Consider the following 15,550-nt stretch of genomic DNA (forward strand, 5'->3'; position numbering starts at 1 on the left):
ACGCCCCCTCCCAGGTCCTCGCGCGAATGGGATAGAACTGGAATAACTGCGCTCCCCGTCAAGGAACCAGGAGGTGCGCCCTGCGCGTGTCACCCACATGTCGCTCTGACAGCCAGTACGTGACGCAGGTCGTTCTGACACTCGCTGACAGTTTCACTGAACAAAACTTCACCGGTAGGCAAGCATCCCACGGCCCGCCCGGTGTATACGGGGCGCCTCTATGACTCCTTCCGAGAAGCTCGTTTTCAACCAGACCGTCGAGGCGCTCTTCGTGCGCGCCCTCGAGAACCGCCTCACCCCGGCGTGCCGTGAGCACCTGCGCCGGGCGGGGTTGGAGCTCGACCAGAAGTTGGAGCGGGCCTACACCCTGGAGCAGTGGAAGGAGTTCCTCCGAATCGCCGCTGGCCACGTCTACGGCGGCGTCCCCGCCGAGGCGGCCTACTACTCGCTGGGCGAGCGGTTCATGGACGCGTACTTCGGCACCTTCTTCGGCCGGGCCCTGCTGGGCGTCGTCCGGCTGGCCGGGCCCCGGCGGATGCTGCTTCGCGCGGGCATGGGCTTTCGCGCCGGCAACAACTTCAGTGTGGTCGAAATCGTCGAGCGCAGCCCCACTTCGGTGGAGCTGCGGATGAATGACGTGCTGGCGGACCTGCCCACCTTCTCCGCCGGCCTGTTGGCGCGCGCGGTGGAGCTGTGCGGTGGGTGGCGGGTGGTCAGCATCCCCGAGGAGTTCGACGGCACCGCGGCCACCTTCCACATCCGCTGGTCCGAGGCCCCAGCCGAGGCCGCCCTCAGCGCCACGGATGACGACCCGGGCGCGTCCCGGCCTCGCGCGTAGCCTCCCTGCGCACCCCGTGGCGCTTCGCCACGGGATGCCGCGCAGCACGCCACGCTCGCAAGGCAGCCGAGCGTGGCCACGGGGCCACACGGCGGCCCGCGTCTCAGAGGAACCGCGCGGCGTCACGGCGGCGCGGCTCTGCTGGCATCGCGGCTGCAATCCCATGCGGCATCCCTCGGAGGATGGACGCATGAGCAACCCTGAAGTGGTGACGAAGTCCCAGCGCCGGATGCACTGGGGCGTGGGCGTGGCGGCACTGGTGATGCTGTTCGCGGGCGTGGGCACGTGGCTGGTGCTGCGCCAGTCGGCGACGGCGCTGCCGCATCCGTCCATGGCGGTCATCCCCAAGCCATCCCACCCCGGATTGGCGCCGCGCGCGGAGCCGCCACTGCCCTCCTCCGCGGAGATGGACGCGCAGCTGCGCACACGGCTCGCTCGGGCGTCGCTCATGCCGGAGTTCGCCACGTGGCTGAAGGAGCAGGACCTGCTGCGCCGCTTCGTCACCGTCGTGGGCAACGTGGCCCAGGGTGACAGCCCCCGCGAAGCGGCGAGCTTCCTCGCTCCGGCCGGAACTTTCGAGGCACGCCGCAAGGCCGGCAAGCTCGTCATCGAAAAGCAGAGCTACGCGCGCTACGACGTCATCGGCAAGGTGGTGGGCTCGCTCGACATGGGCGTGCTGGTGTCCACCTACCGCGAGGTGCGTCACCTGGCCGAGCGCCTCCACATGGAGACGGCTCGCCCCGGAAGCACCTTCGACGCCACGCTCCACCTCGCCTTCGAGCAGGTGCTTGCCGTCCCTGTCATCGACGGTGACATCGAGGTGGTCCCCAAGGGGGCGATGTTCGTCTACGCCGACCCGAAGCTCGAAGGGCTGACGGCCGCGCAGAAGCACCTGCTGCGGATGGGGCCGCAGAACCTCCGCCGCATCCAGGGCAAGGTGCGCGAGGCGTCCCAGCAGCTCACCCAGCAGGCGTCCCGCCGCTGAGGCGGCTACCGCCTGCCTTCGCCAGCGCGCGTCACCCGCGCTGGCCCTGGCAGGATGCAACGGGGGCCATGCAGATTGCGGCGCTTCGCCATGGGGTTTGTGCCTCCGCGCAGAGGCACAAGCCGGGGGCACGGGCGTTGCTACCGGAGGAGCTTTCCTCCGGGACGAAGCGCTGCCAGGCGGCGTGGAGGCCCGGCAAGCACCGGAGCCCCCGCGCCGGTGTCGCCCCTGCCTCCCGTGTTCATGCGCCTGCCTGTCCTCCCCATGCTGCTGCTGTGTCTGATGCTCTCCGGCGTCATCGCGGGCGTCCTGCACTTCATGCAGCGCGACCGGCAGGCGCTGGTGGACCAGATGGCCCGCGAGCGACAGGCGCAGCTGCTGGAGGCGGTGCGCGGCGTCTCCGCCGCCCTGGAGAGCGCGGAGGAGGACCTGCGCTTCGCGGGCGAGCTGCTGGCCCAGCCGGGCACCGCCGAGGAGCACCGGCGCGAGATGCGCGCCCTGCTAGAGGCGGTGGGTCAGTACAAGGCCATCCTCGTCTTCGGAACGGATGGAGAGGAACGGCTCCGACTGGTGGACCGGCGCAGCGCGGCGGCGATGACGCACCAGTTCACCGCGGAGGACCGCCCTCACCGTGGAGCAGGCCCGCAGTCATCCGCCGGGCCACGTCATCTCATCCCCGCCCCTTCCCCGGGCCCAATCGGGCTGGCTGCGCGCCTTCGCCACCGCGTTGCCGGAGGACGCGCAGGACAGTGGCGGCGTCGTCGTGGTGCTGGTGGACGCCGAGCCGCGCTTCGCCCCGCTGAAGCTGCTCGCGTCGGACTCGGAGACGCAGCTGCTGGTGCTGGGAGTCCATGGAACGCCGACGGCGTTGACCCACCCGAACCTGGCGGACAGGTACCGGCGGCTGGACACCGACGGCCACCAGACGCCCGGCCTCGCGGCGCTGGCGCGGGCGCTTCGCGCGGGTGAGTCGGGCACGCGCATCATCGAGCGCAAGGAGGCCGCCCGCCTCGGCCTGGGCGACTCGGAGGTGGTGGCCACCTTCAGCCCGGTGCGGTTCAAGAATGGCGCGGCCTGGCCGGTGGCGACGCTCGCGTCGACGCGCGTGCTCCGGAGCCATGAACGCGGCCTGGTGCTCCGCCTGTCGCTGGCGGCGGTGCTCGTCTCCGGGTTCCTCATCGCCTTCGGTGTGTACGTGGTGCTCGCGCGCAGCCGGGCGGAAGCCCTGCGGGACAGCCAGCTCCATGCGCAGCGGCTGGCGCACCTGCACGACAAGACGCAGAAGATTCTCGACAACATCCCCACCGGGGTCCTGGCGCTCTCCTCCACCCGGCACATCTCCGCCGCCAACCGCGCGCTGAGCGCCCGCATGCCGGCGGACGTCGTGGGCCAGCCCCTGACGGCGGCCTTTCCCCACGCCCAGGTCCCCGTCATCCAGCGACTGGAGGACCTGGTTCACGCGGCCACGAGCGACGGCCGGGTGCGCAGCCTCCACGGTGAACCGCTCTGCCTCTTCGAAGAGCCCGGCCAGTACAACGTCCACGCGGTGCCGCTGGAGCCGAACACGCCGGAGGTCCATACGCTGGTCGTCATCGAGGACCTGAGCAGCCTGCGCGCGCTGGAAGGACAGCTGCTGCGCGCGGAGAAGCTGGCCACGGTGGGCGTGTTGGCGGCGGGCATCGCCCATGAGATTGGCACGCCGCTGGGCATCGTCCGCGGCCGGGCCGAGTACGTGCAGGAGAAGCTGGGACGCGAGCACCCCCAGGCGGCCGGCCTGGGCACCATCGTCGGTCAGATAGACAGGGTGAGCCGGACGCTGCGCCAGCTGCTCGACTTCTCCCGGCTCCAGCCAGCGGACGCGCAGGCAGTCCCACTGGAGCCCCTGGTGCACAGCGTGCGGGAGTTGCTGTGGATGGAGGCCGAGCGGCGGCGCCTGAAGCTGGAGGTGACGGTCACCTCGCCCGTGCCCGCGGTGGCGGCCGACCCCGACCAGTTCCAGCAGGTGCTCATCAACCTGGTGCTCAACGCGTGTGACGCGTGCGGGGCCGGCGGACGCGTCCGGCTGAGCGCGAGCATGGACACCGGAGACGCCCCGGGCGCCTGGGGCATGGTGCGCGTGGACGTCGAGGACAACGGCTGCGGTATCGCCCCCCACCACGTCCACCAGGTCTTCGACCCTTTCTTCACCACCAAGAAGCGCGGCCAGGGCACCGGACTGGGCCTGACGATGGTGGCGCACATCGTGCGCAACCACGGAGGCCGTATCGAACTGGACAGCGCGCCAGAGCGAGGCACCCGCGTCACCGTGCGCTGGCCCGCCGCGGCGCCCGCCGGAGAGGAGCGACATGTCGTCTAGAGCCAGGGTCCTCGTCGTCGACGACCACGTCGAGATGGGGCAGATGTTGAAGGAACCGCTGACGGACGACGGCTACAAGGTCGACATCGCCACCGGCGGCGCGGATGCCATCGCCCAGCTGCGCGCGCGCGTCTACGACGCGGTGCTGTGCGACCTGCGCATGCAGGACGTGGACGGCTTCGACGTGCTCGACGCCGCGCGCAAGCTGGACCCGGACCTGCCCGTGGTGATGATGACGGCCTTCGGCGGCGTGGAGAGCGCCGTGGAGGCGATGAAGCGCGGCGCGTTCCACTACTTCACCAAGCCCTTCCGGCTGGACGAGGTGCGCCTGTCACTTGAGCGCGCGCTGGAGCAGCGCCGCCTGCGCACCGAGCACCGCACGCTCAAGCAGCAGGCCGCGGACCGTGGGGGCCTGGGCGCCCTGGTGGGCAGCAGCGCCGCGATGCGCGACCTCTACGCGTTGATTGAGCGGGTGGCCTGGTCCGGCGCCCCGGTGCTGGTGCGCGGCGAGAGCGGCAGCGGCAAGGAGCTGGTCGCCCGGGCTTTGCACTTCGAGGGCACCCGGCGCGCGGGGCCCTTCGTGGCCGTCAACTGCACCGCGCTGCCACACGCGCTTCTGGAGAGTGAGCTGTTCGGCCACGTCAAAGGCGCCTTCACCGGCGCCACCACGGCCCGGCGTGGCCTCTTCGTGGAGGCGGACGGCGGCACGCTGTTCCTGGACGAGATTGGCGACATGGCCCCCGAGCTCCAGTCCCGGCTGCTCCGCGTGCTGGAGGACGGCGAGGTGCGGGCCGTGGGCGCGGACGGCTCGCGCACGGTGGATGTGCGGGTGGTGGCCGCGACGCACCAGGACCTGGAGACGCGCGTCAAGGAAGGCCGCTTCCGCGCGGACGTCTTCTACCGGCTCAACGTCGTCACGCTGCGGCTGCCGCCCCTGCGCGAGCGCCGCGAGGACATCCCCGCGCTCATCGAGCACTTCCTCCAGCAGGCCAAGGCGCGCAATCCGCGCTCCGTCGTGCAGCGGTTCTCCCCGGAGACGCTGGCAGCGCTGGGGGCCCTGCCCTGGGCGGGCAACGTGCGCGAGTTGGAGAACCTGGTGCAGCGGCTGGTCGTGCTCGGCTCGACGGAGGTGGTGGATCTGCCACAACTGCGCCCCCATTTGCCTTCGGACACCAGCCAGGAGAACCACCCGCTGGCCGCGGCACAGCGCACCATCATCCCCCTGCGGCAGCTGGAAACGGAGTACATCGCCTGGGCCGTGGCCCGCTGCGGGGGAAACAAGACGAAGGCGGCCGAGCTGCTCGGCATCGACGTCTCCACCATCCACCGGCGCGAGCGCGCGGAAGGCAATCCGCAACGCTGACCTGGGCACGCTGCAACGGTGAGCGGGCCAGGGTTGAGATGTCTCCGAGGGCCGGGGGCGCGGCACGGGCCTTGTAGATGGCACAGGGCATGAACCGAACCCTCCTGTCTCTCCTCGCCGCGGTCAGTCTGGTTGGTTGCGCCTCGAAGCCCAAGACATCCTCCGTCACGGACAACCTGCCGGACCGGCAGCACAGCCCCACCGCCACGGCGGCAACGTCCCACCGGACCTCCGATGAAGACGAGGACGCGGCCCGCCGGGCCATGAGCCCGCTGTCCGCCGAGCCGGTGTACTTCGAGCTCGATTCGGCCACGCTGCAGCCCGAGTCGCGCGACATGCTCGCGCAGCTCGCCACGGGCCTGCGGGAGCGGCCCTTGACGCGAGTGACGGTGTCGGGCCACACCTGCGAGTTGGGGACCACGGAGTACAACATCGCGCTGGGCCACCGGCGCGCGGCGGTGGTGCGCGACTACCTGCGCAACTTGGGCGTGGAGCCCAAGCAGCTCTCCATCGTCTCCTACGGCGAGGAGCGGCCACTGTCCGACACCCAGACGGAAGAGGCGTTCCGCAAGAACCGCCGCGCTGAGTTCACCTTCTCTTCCAAGGAGCAGGCCACACGCTGAGCCGCAGGAAGGCTGTCGGACCTCCCCGGTACGCTGCTCCCGGAATGCGCGCTGGTAGCGCCGGGCGCTGGGGAGGGATGGGGAATGGGAAGCAGAATGCGTCGGAGGCCTGGCTACAAGTCCCGGCCCTCCGTGGCCGGATTGGCGGAGTCGTTGGGGTTGCTACGGTCTCGAGACCTGGAGACACATGGCGCTCCACGCAGCCAGCTCAACCTGCTGTGCAATATCGGAGCCCTGCGAGAAGTCGCGCCCGGCGTCTGGGCGCGATCGAGCGCGATGGTGACAGCCGCGGCCATCGCCGTAAAGCGCGTCCCCCGGGGCGTGCTCTGCCTGAAGTCCGCGCTGTGGGTCCACGGCTTGCTGCCTGAATCCCCCACAGAGGTCTGGATGGCCATTGGAGCGCATGCGCGTAAACCGCGCTGGGACCAGCCACCGCTCCAGGTGGTCCGCTTCTCGGGGCGAGCACAGACCGAGGGCATCGAGCACCGCCTGCTCTGGGGATTGCCCATCACCGTCTACGGCGTCGCGAAGACGGTCGCGGACCTGTTCAAGTATCGAAACAAGCTGGGATTCCCCATCGCCGTGCGAGCACTCCACGACGCCCTCCTCTCAGGGCTCACCACCTCGGATGAGGTTCGACACTTCGCGGAAATCTGCCGCGTCAGGAAGAGTGTCGGCCCCTATCTCGAAGTCCTCGAAGCACGACGAGGCCAGGACATCCTGCGCGCGAGGCAGGCCTTCCTCGCGCGCGAGGCGGCACGGGCGAAGCTCCTGGAAGCGCCCCTGCTCCATCAACTCCCGGGGCATCCGGAGAGCGAAAGCCGCTGAGCCGAAGCCAAGGAGCGCTGAGCCCAACGGATGGATATCCGCGCGCAGGGTACCCGGCCGCGTCCGGGTCCGGGCCATCCGGAGGGGCGCAAGCCATCAGGCCAAGCCCAAGGACCGCCGAGCCCAACGGATGGCTGATTGCGCGCAGGCGTTGTGTCCCCGTCAAGTCTCGGGCCATCGGGAGGCGCAAGCCGCTGGGCTGACGTCGAGGAGCGCCGGGCCCAACGAATGGGTGTCCGAACGCTGGGTGCCCGCCCCCGATGTGGCCTCAGCGGTGGGGGCTCGGACGCGGACACGGAGCTCGCTGTTCGGAAATGTCGGGGGTTTTGGCGCGACAAAAGTCCCGACATTTCCGAACAGCGACCTCGCATGGTCGCTCCGGAGGGGTCCGGTCAGCGCCCCTGAAGACCGCCAGGGACAGACATGTCAGCACCCGCCCCTGTGGTTCAACGCACGGCCCTGGCAGCCGCGCGGGCTGACTCCAGGCCATCGAGGAACTCGACGATGCGCTGGGCGCATCGCTCCGGCTGCTCCAGCGGGAAGAGGTGCCCCGTGCCGGGAAGCTCCTCCGTCTGGGGAGCATTCAAGGTGAGGCGGGCCCGCTCCAGCGCGTCGCGCGTCAGCGTGTCGGACTCACCGCCGCGAATCACCAGAGCCGGGACGTTCACGGTGCCCAGCTCGCGCCAGACATCCTTCGGAGACGTCTCGAAGACACGCGCCTCCCAGGCCTTGGGGATGGTCAGCCGGAAACCACCGCTCGGAGCCTCGGTGAGGCCGTGGGTGATGTAGTCCTGGAAGCACTCCGGGTCGAAGCGCGCGAACAGCGGCTTCTTGCCGTAGCTTCGCGCGGCCTCTTCACGAGCGCCCCATGACTCACGCCGCCGCCGCGCCAGACTCGCGGGCGGCACGCGGCTTCGCAGCCCGAGCAGCGTCAAGGCACGGAGCGCCCATTCCCGCGCCCCCGTGAACAACACCGGGTCCAACGCCACCACGGCCCGGAAGAGAGCAGGCGCCTTCGCGGAGGCCAGCAGCGTCGCCACGCCGCCCATGCTGTGCCCCACGCCCACGACACCCTGCACGCCGTACGCACGCAGGGCGTGAATCAGGTCATCCGCCATGTCATCCCAGGTCCGCAGCTCGCGCGGGTCGGAGCCCGGCACGAGGCACCGCGTGCGAAGCGTGAAGACGCGGTAGCGCGGCTTCAGGTGCTCGATGAGTTTGCGGTAGCACCCCGGAGGAAAGCCGTTGGCGTGGGCCAGGTGCAGCACCGGACCGGTGCCGCCCCATTCCTCCATCTGAAGGGCGTCGTGCATGTCCGGTCGATTAACCCGGACCGCGGCGAATGTCTTCCGTCACTCGGAGCCCGCACGCAGAGGCGGAAGCAGCACCCGCCCCGGAAACCCGACCCAACGCCGTGCCGAGCCACACAGCGTGGCGTGCCGAAGGGCACCCTGCGGGCCGGCCCGTCACCGCCACTGCGGGTGCGCCAGCACGCGCGCCTCGATGTCGGGCGTGAGCTGCCCACCATGCGGCGCCCGGGACGACGAGCGCTTCCATCGCTCCAGCCACCGCTCACCGAGCGGCGCCTCCAGCGACTCACGCCGCGAGGCGCCCACCGTCGTCTCGCCCTTGGTCCCCGTCGACACACCCGCGCCCACGAAGAACCCGGCCAGCAGCAGCGTCACCCGCGTGGGCGTGGCCGCGCTGTACGTGAGCAGCAACGTCCCCTCCCCGTCCTCGCGGCAATGCCGGCGCACGCGGGCCAGCACCGCTTCGGTCCACATGTCCGGATTGGACGCCGGAGAGAACGGGTCGAAGTAGACGAGGTCCGCCACGGGCAGCGCGCCGTCCAGGTGAGGCACCGCGTCCCCCAGCAGCAGCCGCCAGCGGAGCCCTCCGCCTCCCACACCCCGTCGCGCGTCAGCGTCTCCGCCGCGTCACGAAACGGCTGGAGGAAGGGAAAGCCCTCGGCGTCCGCCAGCGCCAGCCGCAGCGGCGCCAGGTCCACCTCGAAGCTGACCACCTCCAGCAGCCGGCGCTGCTCCGCGCCCAGACTCCTGGCACAGGTGAGCGCGGCCACCGCGTTGGTGGCGGCGCCCAGCCCCACGTCATGAATAACCAGCGGCGGCCCGGACTGGCGCAGCCGGTCCGCCAGCCGTGCCTGCTCCACATAGAGGCGCAGCGCTTCCTGCCACGGCCCCACGGAGGGGTGCATCACCTCGCCATGGCCCAGGTGCCGCACGGCGCGAGCGCCATTGCGCAGGGTGATGAGCTCGAAGTCGCCGTCGCGCGGGTTGGCTTCGGGTGCGGTGCTCACCCGACCTCCTTCAGCGTCACCTCGCGCGCGTTGGCCTCGTCCTTCAAGTCCTTGGGCGTGGCGATGGCCGCCTTCAGCTCGCGGTACACCTGCGCGTACGTACCACCGAGGATGCCCTCGCGGATGCGCCCCATCAGCTTCTGGTAGTGCCGGACGTTGTGCACGGACAGGAAGCGCGAGCCCAGGTGGTGCTTGCCCCGCATCAGGTGCTGCAGGTAGCCGCGCGTGTAGCGCTTGCACACGTAGCAGTCGCACTCCGCGTCCAGCGGCTCGTCGGAGAGGCGGAACACGCTGCGGGAGATGCGGACGAGCCCGCTGAACGTGTACGCATACCCCTGCTGCGCCATCTTGGTGGGGATGATGCAGTCGAACATGTCCACACCGCGCAGCACGGCTTCCACCAGGTCCGTGGGCGTGCCCACGCCCATCAGGTAGCGCGGCTTGTCGGCGGGCAGGGACGCGGTGGTGCGCAACGTCATGGACTCGCGCTCCACCTTCGTCTCGCCCACGGCCAGACCGCCAATGGCGAAGCCGTCGAAGGGCAGCTTCGTCAGGAAGTCCGCGCTCTCGTCACGCAGGTGAGGGAACACGCCGCCCTGGACGATGCCGAACATCGCCTGCCCCGTGTCCCGCGCCGCCTTCGCCTCCAGGCTGCGCACCGCCCAGCGGTGGGTGCGCTCCATGGCCTCGCGCGTGCCGGCCTCGTCGGTCCGCGAGTCGATGCACACGTCCAGCACCATCATGATTTCCGAGTTGATGGCCTGCTGCATGGCGATGCTCGACTCGGGGCTGAGGAGCTGCCGGCTGTTGTCGTAGAAGCTGCGGAAGTGGGCGCCCTTCTCCGTGATGAGCCGGTCCTCCGGCAGGGAGAAGATCTGGAAGCCGCCCGAATCGGTGAGCACGCCCCCATCCCACTGCATGAAGGGGTGGATGCCGCCGAAGCGCTTGAAGACCTCGGCGCCCGGCCGGAGCATCAGGTGGTAGGTGTTGGCCAGCAGGATGCTGGCGCCCGCCTCCTTCACCTCCTCCATGGCCAGGTGCCGGAAGCCCGCGTGGGTGGCCACCGGCATGAACATGGGGGTTTTGAAGGAACCCCGGCGTGTGTGCAGGATGCCTGCACGCGCGCCCGTGGGGTCGGTGGTGAGGAGCTCGAAACGAACGGCCATGGGCCGGCCCTTATACCCGTCATGCCCGGCGGGCACCGCATCCATCTGCCCTGCCCGCTCCCCCACCCGCCATCCGGGCCCCCTGCCCTCCTGGACAGCCGTACAGGCATCCTGGCATTCCGTCCAAGGCGGAACGCCGTCGGCCTCCGGGCATCTCACCTCCTCCGCCGCCGCTTCCGGGGCCTGAAGTCGACACCGGGGCGGCATTCTCCCGCCTTCCCAGCGGTTACATGGAGTCCTCGCGGTCTCCTGCAGAACGCGAAACACGTCGCCGCTTTGGCCCACCGCACCATTTCCGCTACAACGCCGCCGCCATGTTCAACGTCATCAACGTCTCCAAGGCCTACGGGCCCAAGAAGCTTTTCGAGGACGTCAACGTCACGTTCTCGCCGGGCCGCCGCTACGGCCTGACCGGTCCGAACGGGGCCGGGAAGTCCACGTTCATGAAGATCCTCGCCGGGGACGAGGAAGCGGACATGGGCAACATCGTCCGGCCTCGCAAGCTGGGAATCCTGCGCCAGGACCACTTCCGCTACGAGGACAACCGCGTCCTCGACGTGGTGCTCATGGGCAACCGTGCCCTGTGGGCGGCCATGTCCGAGAAGAACGAGCTGCTGGCCAAGTCCGACATCACCGAGGAGGACGGCAACCGGCTGGGCGACCTGGAGGGCGTCATCGCCGAGGAGGACGGCTACTCGGCGGAGAGCGACGCGGCCACCCTGCTGGCGGGCCTTGGCATCGACCAGGCCTTCCACGAAGAGCCCATGAAGCAGCTCACCGGCGGCCTCAAGCTCCGCGTGCTGCTCGCGCAGGCGCTGTTCGGCAAGCCGGAAGGCCTGCTCCTCGACGAGCCCACGAACAACCTGGACATCGACTCCATCCGCTGGCTGGAGAGCTTCCTCCACGACTACGAGGGCGTGCTCATCACCATCAGCCACGACCGGCACTTCCTCAACGCCATCTGCACGCACATCGCGGACATCGACTACGAGACCATCATCCACTACCCCGGTGGGTATGACGACATGGTCCGGCAGAAGGCGCAGGTGCGCAGCCGCGTCGAGTCCGAGACGGAGGAGAAGAAGAAGAAGATTGCCCAGCTCCAGGACTTCGTCGCGCGCTTCCACGCCGGCACCCGCGCCTCACAGGTGCAGAGCCGCATCAAGCAGATCGACAAGCTGAAGTCGGACGACCTCAAGCGCTCCAACATCGCGCGCCCGTTCATCCGCTTCGACCAGAAGGTGGTCAGCGGCAAGCAGACGCTGATGGTCGAAGGCATCCACAAGTCCTTCGACGGCCAGGAGGTCATCAAGCCCTTCAACGCCCTGGTCTGCAAGGGCGAGAAGGTCTGCGTCATCGGCCGCAACGGCGTGGGCAAGTCCACGCTGGTGAAGATGATTGCCGGCCAGTTGGAGCCGGACGGCGGGAAGATTGGCTGGGGCCACCAGGCATCCGTGGGCTACCTGCCGCAGGACCACCACGGCGTCGTGCGCAAGGGCACCACCTGCTTCGGCTGGCTGCGTGACCTGCACGACAAGCTCACCAACGAGGAGATCTCCGGCGTGCTGGGCCGGATGCTCTTCTCCGGTGAGGAGCGGATGAAGAACACCGACACCCTCTCCGGTGGTGAGACGGTGCGGCTGCTCCTGTCCAAGCTGATGATCATGCAGGACAACGTGCTGGTGCTCGACGAGCCCACCAACCACCTGGACCTCGAGTCCATCGCCGCGCTGGCCGAAGGCCTCCAGAAGTACGAGGGCACGGTCATCGTCGTCACGCACGACCAGGAGCTCATCTCCGAGGTGGCCACCCGCATCTGGTCGCTCCAGGCGGGCCAGGAGGTGCTCGACTTCAACGGGCCCTACTCGGAGTTCGTGGAGAAGCACTCCGACGTCGCCGCGCGCCGCCGGTAGTCCATCAGACGCTGGCCAGAAACACGAATCGCCGCCCGGCCCGGGGATGCGCTCCCGGGGCGAGGCGTCGATTGTCGTTTCACCCTGCCCTGGCGGGACTACGGGTTCCGGACGCCGAACGAGGAGCCGCCCACGAACCAGTCATCCCGCGTATCCGAGTCCGTGGCACCGATGCGCTGCACGGAATAGGACCGGCCCTGGGTGACGAAGGCCTGAGACCAATCCACGGAGACCTCCCCTGCGGTCGGGAAGCTCTCATACGTGCACAGCGCGCCGTTGCAGCTCGCCGGCAGCCACTGGGCCTCGCTCTGGAGGGCCTGGAGCAGCGCGGGATAGCCCGGGAAGGTATTGCCCGGAACGATGACGGCCAACGCGTCCTGGGTGACGTCGAAGCCGTCCCGGATGCGCAAGGTCCGGTTGCCGGTCCCCACGCCGAGCGTGGTGCCATGGAAATCCCAGGCGGTGTCGTAGTTCCAGAAGGAGGAGGAGGCGGGGTACTGCGTCTTGCTCAGCGTCTCCGAGCCCGGGGCATCCGCGCCCGGCGTGACGCGGTCCGGGTTGAGGTGGATGACGATGATGTCCCCCGACGCGACCTGCACATCCGGCAGCGTCGCCAGGGTGGCGTTCCCATCCAGGAGCGTGGCCCCCATGACGGAGCCGCTCGTCAGGACAACCAGTTCCACCAGGTCTCGGTTCTGCTGAACATGGGGCGCCACCTCGGACAGGCGCAGCCGGGCCGGCACCTGGTAGCCCGGGAAGCTCGTCGAAGCGGCCGTGCTGTCGACGGAGACGCCGCGCCGGTCCCGCACGCTGCTCGCCACCGTCACCGTGTACTGCTGCCGCGGCGTCTGGCTGGTGGTGCTGAGCCAGACCTCGCCGGTACTCAGCACGACCGCATCCGTGACGCTCAGACCCGGGATGGAGAACTGGCTGCCGTTGCGCTGGACAGAGAGCGGGTCGATGGCGCGGGTGAAGCGCAGGATGGCCGAATCGTGGTGCATCGCCTGCGCCCCCGTCACCCGAGGCGCCGGGCAGGAGTGGACGGTGGCCTGGTTCTCCGTCCACACGGAGGGCTGGATGGTATGAGTCGTCTGTGTCCCGCTCATGAAGACCCAGAGCGGAGACACCACCGTCAGTGAGCACCCCTGCGAGAGCGCCAGGGTGTCGTGGAACGGCTCCGCGATGCGCAGCCGCAGGGCCGCCGCGCCTGGAGAACCTTCGGGAATGCCCGCTGTCGTGAACGGCGCCTGGACGTGGCCGAGCCCGGCATTGGAGAAGCCCGGGTTACCAATGGTGCCGGTGATGGAGATGTACTCAGACTCATAGGCGGGCGGCGTACCCGTGGTGACATCCACGCCGCTCACGTCCTGGACCAGGTCCGACAGCGAGTGGCCCGTGCTGAGCACGGCGTACGCGGAGATGCGGGCGCGCACCTGGCCATTCACGAGGCTCTTCTCGGAGACGGTGACACGCACCCGGGCGCCCGCTTGCGGCGCGGGAGAGAGCGTGAGCGGGTCCACCTCGACGAAGAGCGCGGGCCCCGCCTGCTCGGCCTGGAGGAAGAAGCCCGCCGCGTCATTCACCACGTTGCCCACGGCCGGCTTGACATAGGTGATGCGAGCGCCGCTGATGACCAGGTTCACCGAGCCAGTCGAGGCATTGCGAACCGCCTGGATCTGCTCCGAGGCGAGCCGGTCCAGTGAGGGCAGCACATAGACGGCCTGCTTCGCCAGCTCCACGTTGCCCGCGTGGTCCACCGAGGTGAAGCGCAGCGTCGTGCTGGCGGCAATGGAGAAAGGTCCCGCGTACACCGGCGAGCCCGCCTCCGGCGCCGAGCCGTCCAGCGTGTAACGCGTCTCGCGGCAACCCGAGCCGCTGTCACTGCACGACAGCGTTACGGTGACGGCATCCGTGTACGAGCCGCCTCCGGGCGAGACCGTCGTCACCGGAGCGACCGCGTCCAGCGTGTACTGTTCGGACTTCGCCGGCTCGGCGTTACCCGCCAGGTCCACGGAGAAGAAGCGCAGCGTAGCGCTGGAAGCGATGGAGATGGCCGCCGTGTAGCGGAGGCTGGACGTGGTGGGCGCGCTGCCATCCAGCGTGTAGTACGTGGCCGCGCAGCCACTTCCCTCGGCGTTGTCCGTGCAGGCGAGCACCACCGACTGCGCGCTTTGGTAGGCGCCTCCCGCGGGCGTCGCCGTCGTCGTGGGCGAGGTGCGGTCCTCCGCTGAAGCCTCCCGCGTGTACAGCTCCGACACCACCTCGGAGACATTGCCCACCCAGTCCACCGCGATGAAGCGCACGCGGGTGGTGGCCGTCAGCATCAGGGGCTCCTCATAGACGAGGGAGTCCAGGGAGGGAATGGCGCCATGGGTGGTGTAGTGGATGGCCGCGCAGCCGCTGCCCTCACCGTCATCACACGCCAGCGTCACCGCGCGCGTCCCGGTGAACGTGCCCCCCGTGGCGTCGCGGCCACCTGGGGCGCCTCCGTGTCCACGACGTAACGCGCCTGCCGCACCGCCTCGACGTTGCCCACCCGGTCCACGGAGAAGAAGCGCAGCGTGGTGGACATGGCGATGGACAGGGGCGCCGTGTAGCGCGGCGAGGCCTGCGTGGGAACGCTGCCATCCAGCGTGTAGTGCGTGCCCGCGCAGCCGCTGCCCTCACCGTCGTCACACGTCAGCGCCACGCTCCGGGGACTGCTGAACGCGCCGCTCGCGGGGTTGGCCACCGTGCTGGGCGGCTCCGTGTCCGCCGCGCCCACCAGGGCAAATGTCGCCGTCCCCGGCGCCTCCGCGTTGCCCGCCGCGTCCACGGAGTAGAAGCGCACCGTGGTGGTGCTCCCCAGCGTGAAGGGCTCGCGATACTGCGTGGAGCCCGTGCCGGGCGTGGAGCCATCCAGCGTGTAGTACGTGGCAGCGCAGCCACTGCCGCCGCCGTCGTCACAGGCCAGCGTCACCACCACGGCGGTGGTGAAGTCGCCTCCCGCGGGCGTGGCGCGCGTCGTGGGCGGCGTGAGGTCGATGGGAGGTGGAGGCTTCGGCTCGCCGCCACCACACGCCAGGACGAGTTGAGCCGTGAGCAGCACCGCGCCGCAGCGCAGTGGCCAGAAGGGGTCTGAGACATCGGAACTCCAGGGCGTACGCGGTCCGTGCGCCAGG

General features: G+C 69.6%; 11 protein-coding genes and 1 pseudogene. 7 read left to right on the top strand and 5 right to left on the bottom strand.

Annotation, left to right across the window (positions count from 1 at the left end):
* The first annotated feature begins 220 nt into the window (after positions 1–220).
* The 6 genes from QEG98_RS24365 (at position 221) to QEG98_RS24390 (ending at position 6,993) form a co-directional block, all read left to right on the top strand.
* Positions 221–838 carry a DUF2378 family protein gene (locus tag QEG98_RS24365; RefSeq protein WP_316563022.1) on the top strand — a complete coding sequence of 206 codons (618 nt, stop codon included), beginning with the start codon at positions 221–223 and terminating at the stop codon, positions 836–838.
* Positions 839–1,028: 190 nt separating this feature from the next.
* Complete coding sequence (locus QEG98_RS24370; protein ID WP_316563023.1) at positions 1,029–1,823, top strand: DUF3014 domain-containing protein; 795 nt, start codon at positions 1,029–1,031, stop codon at positions 1,821–1,823.
* A 631-nt stretch (positions 1,824–2,454) separates the two neighbouring features.
* A complete protein-coding gene (locus QEG98_RS24375) occupies positions 2,455–4,179 on the top strand; it encodes a two-component system sensor histidine kinase NtrB (RefSeq protein ID WP_316563024.1) in 1,725 nt (574 codons plus the stop codon).
* Positions 4,169–5,542, top strand: a complete 1,374-nt coding sequence (locus tag QEG98_RS24380; protein WP_316563025.1) for a sigma-54 dependent transcriptional regulator — start codon at positions 4,169–4,171, stop codon at positions 5,540–5,542. The genes QEG98_RS24375 and QEG98_RS24380 overlap by 11 nt, the downstream gene beginning before the upstream one ends.
* 89 nt (positions 5,543–5,631) lie before the next feature.
* Complete coding sequence (locus QEG98_RS24385; protein ID WP_316563026.1) at positions 5,632–6,165, top strand: OmpA family protein; 534 nt, start codon at positions 5,632–5,634, stop codon at positions 6,163–6,165.
* A 96-nt stretch (positions 6,166–6,261) separates the two neighbouring features.
* Entirely contained in the window at positions 6,262–6,993 is a 732-nt protein-coding gene (locus tag QEG98_RS24390) for a type IV toxin-antitoxin system AbiEi family antitoxin domain-containing protein (RefSeq protein WP_090494167.1), read from the top strand.
* Positions 6,994–7,439: 446 nt separating this feature from the next.
* Here the strand turns inward: QEG98_RS24390 and QEG98_RS24395 are convergent, their stop codons facing one another.
* The 3 genes and pseudogenes from QEG98_RS24395 to tgt all read right to left on the bottom strand — a co-directional run bounded on the left by QEG98_RS24395 (position 7,440) and on the right by tgt (position 10,476).
* Positions 7,440–8,306, bottom strand: a complete 867-nt coding sequence (locus tag QEG98_RS24395) for an alpha/beta hydrolase (RefSeq protein ID WP_316563027.1) — start codon at positions 8,304–8,306, stop codon at positions 7,440–7,442.
* Between the two features lie 153 nt (positions 8,307–8,459).
* Positions 8,460–9,310 (bottom strand): annotated as a pseudogene (locus QEG98_RS24400) (MnmC family methyltransferase).
* The gene (gene tgt, locus QEG98_RS24405; protein ID WP_316563028.1) at positions 9,307–10,476 is read right to left on the bottom strand and encodes a tRNA guanosine(34) transglycosylase Tgt; all 1,170 of its coding nucleotides are present in this window, start codon (positions 10,474–10,476) and stop codon (positions 9,307–9,309) included. The pseudogene QEG98_RS24400 and the gene tgt overlap by 4 nt, the downstream one beginning before the upstream one ends.
* Before the next feature lie 314 nt (positions 10,477–10,790).
* Between tgt and QEG98_RS24410 the strand changes: the two genes are divergently transcribed.
* Positions 10,791–12,389 (top strand): ABC-F family ATP-binding cassette domain-containing protein, encoded by a 1,599-nt coding sequence (locus QEG98_RS24410; RefSeq protein WP_141618148.1) that lies wholly within the window; start codon positions 10,791–10,793, stop codon positions 12,387–12,389.
* A 98-nt stretch (positions 12,390–12,487) separates the two neighbouring features.
* On the opposite strand, the gene QEG98_RS24415 is transcribed toward QEG98_RS24410, so the two are convergent.
* Together QEG98_RS24415 and QEG98_RS24420 are read right to left on the bottom strand one after the other, a co-directional pair.
* Positions 12,488–14,821 carry a chitobiase/beta-hexosaminidase C-terminal domain-containing protein gene (locus tag QEG98_RS24415; RefSeq protein ID WP_316563029.1) on the bottom strand — a complete coding sequence of 778 codons (2,334 nt, stop codon included), beginning with the start codon at positions 14,819–14,821 and terminating at the stop codon, positions 12,488–12,490.
* Positions 14,818–15,477: a chitobiase/beta-hexosaminidase C-terminal domain-containing protein gene (locus tag QEG98_RS24420; protein ID WP_316563030.1), complete on the bottom strand. Its 660-nt coding sequence runs from the start codon at positions 15,475–15,477 to the stop codon at positions 14,818–14,820. The genes QEG98_RS24415 and QEG98_RS24420 overlap by 4 nt, the downstream gene beginning before the upstream one ends.
* Positions 15,478–15,550 lie beyond the last annotated feature (73 nt).

Origin of the sequence: Myxococcus sp. MxC21-1 (assembly GCF_032612255.1) — a bacterium.
Taxonomy (GTDB): Bacteria; Myxococcota; Myxococcia; order Myxococcales; family Myxococcaceae; genus Myxococcus; species Myxococcus virescens.

What these genes read in the sequence shown, in the direction of transcription:
- QEG98_RS24410 (WP_141618148.1), top strand. Translation starts at nt 10,791, where the DNA reads ATGTTCAACGTCATCAACGTCTCCAAGGCCTACGGGCCCAAGAAGCTT.
- QEG98_RS24395 (WP_316563027.1), bottom strand. Translation starts at nt 8,306, where the DNA reads ATGCACGACGCCCTTCAGATGGAGGAATGGGGCGGCACCGGTCCGGTG.
- tgt (WP_316563028.1), bottom strand. Translation starts at nt 10,476, where the DNA reads ATGGCCGTTCGTTTCGAGCTCCTCACCACCGACCCCACGGGCGCGCGT.
- QEG98_RS24380 (WP_316563025.1), top strand. Translation starts at nt 4,169, where the DNA reads ATGTCGTCTAGAGCCAGGGTCCTCGTCGTCGACGACCACGTCGAGATG.
- QEG98_RS24390 (WP_090494167.1), top strand. Translation starts at nt 6,262, where the DNA reads ATGCGTCGGAGGCCTGGCTACAAGTCCCGGCCCTCCGTGGCCGGATTG.
- QEG98_RS24365 (WP_316563022.1), top strand. Translation starts at nt 221, where the DNA reads ATGACTCCTTCCGAGAAGCTCGTTTTCAACCAGACCGTCGAGGCGCTC.
- QEG98_RS24385 (WP_316563026.1), top strand. Translation starts at nt 5,632, where the DNA reads ATGAACCGAACCCTCCTGTCTCTCCTCGCCGCGGTCAGTCTGGTTGGT.
- QEG98_RS24370 (WP_316563023.1), top strand. Translation starts at nt 1,029, where the DNA reads ATGAGCAACCCTGAAGTGGTGACGAAGTCCCAGCGCCGGATGCACTGG.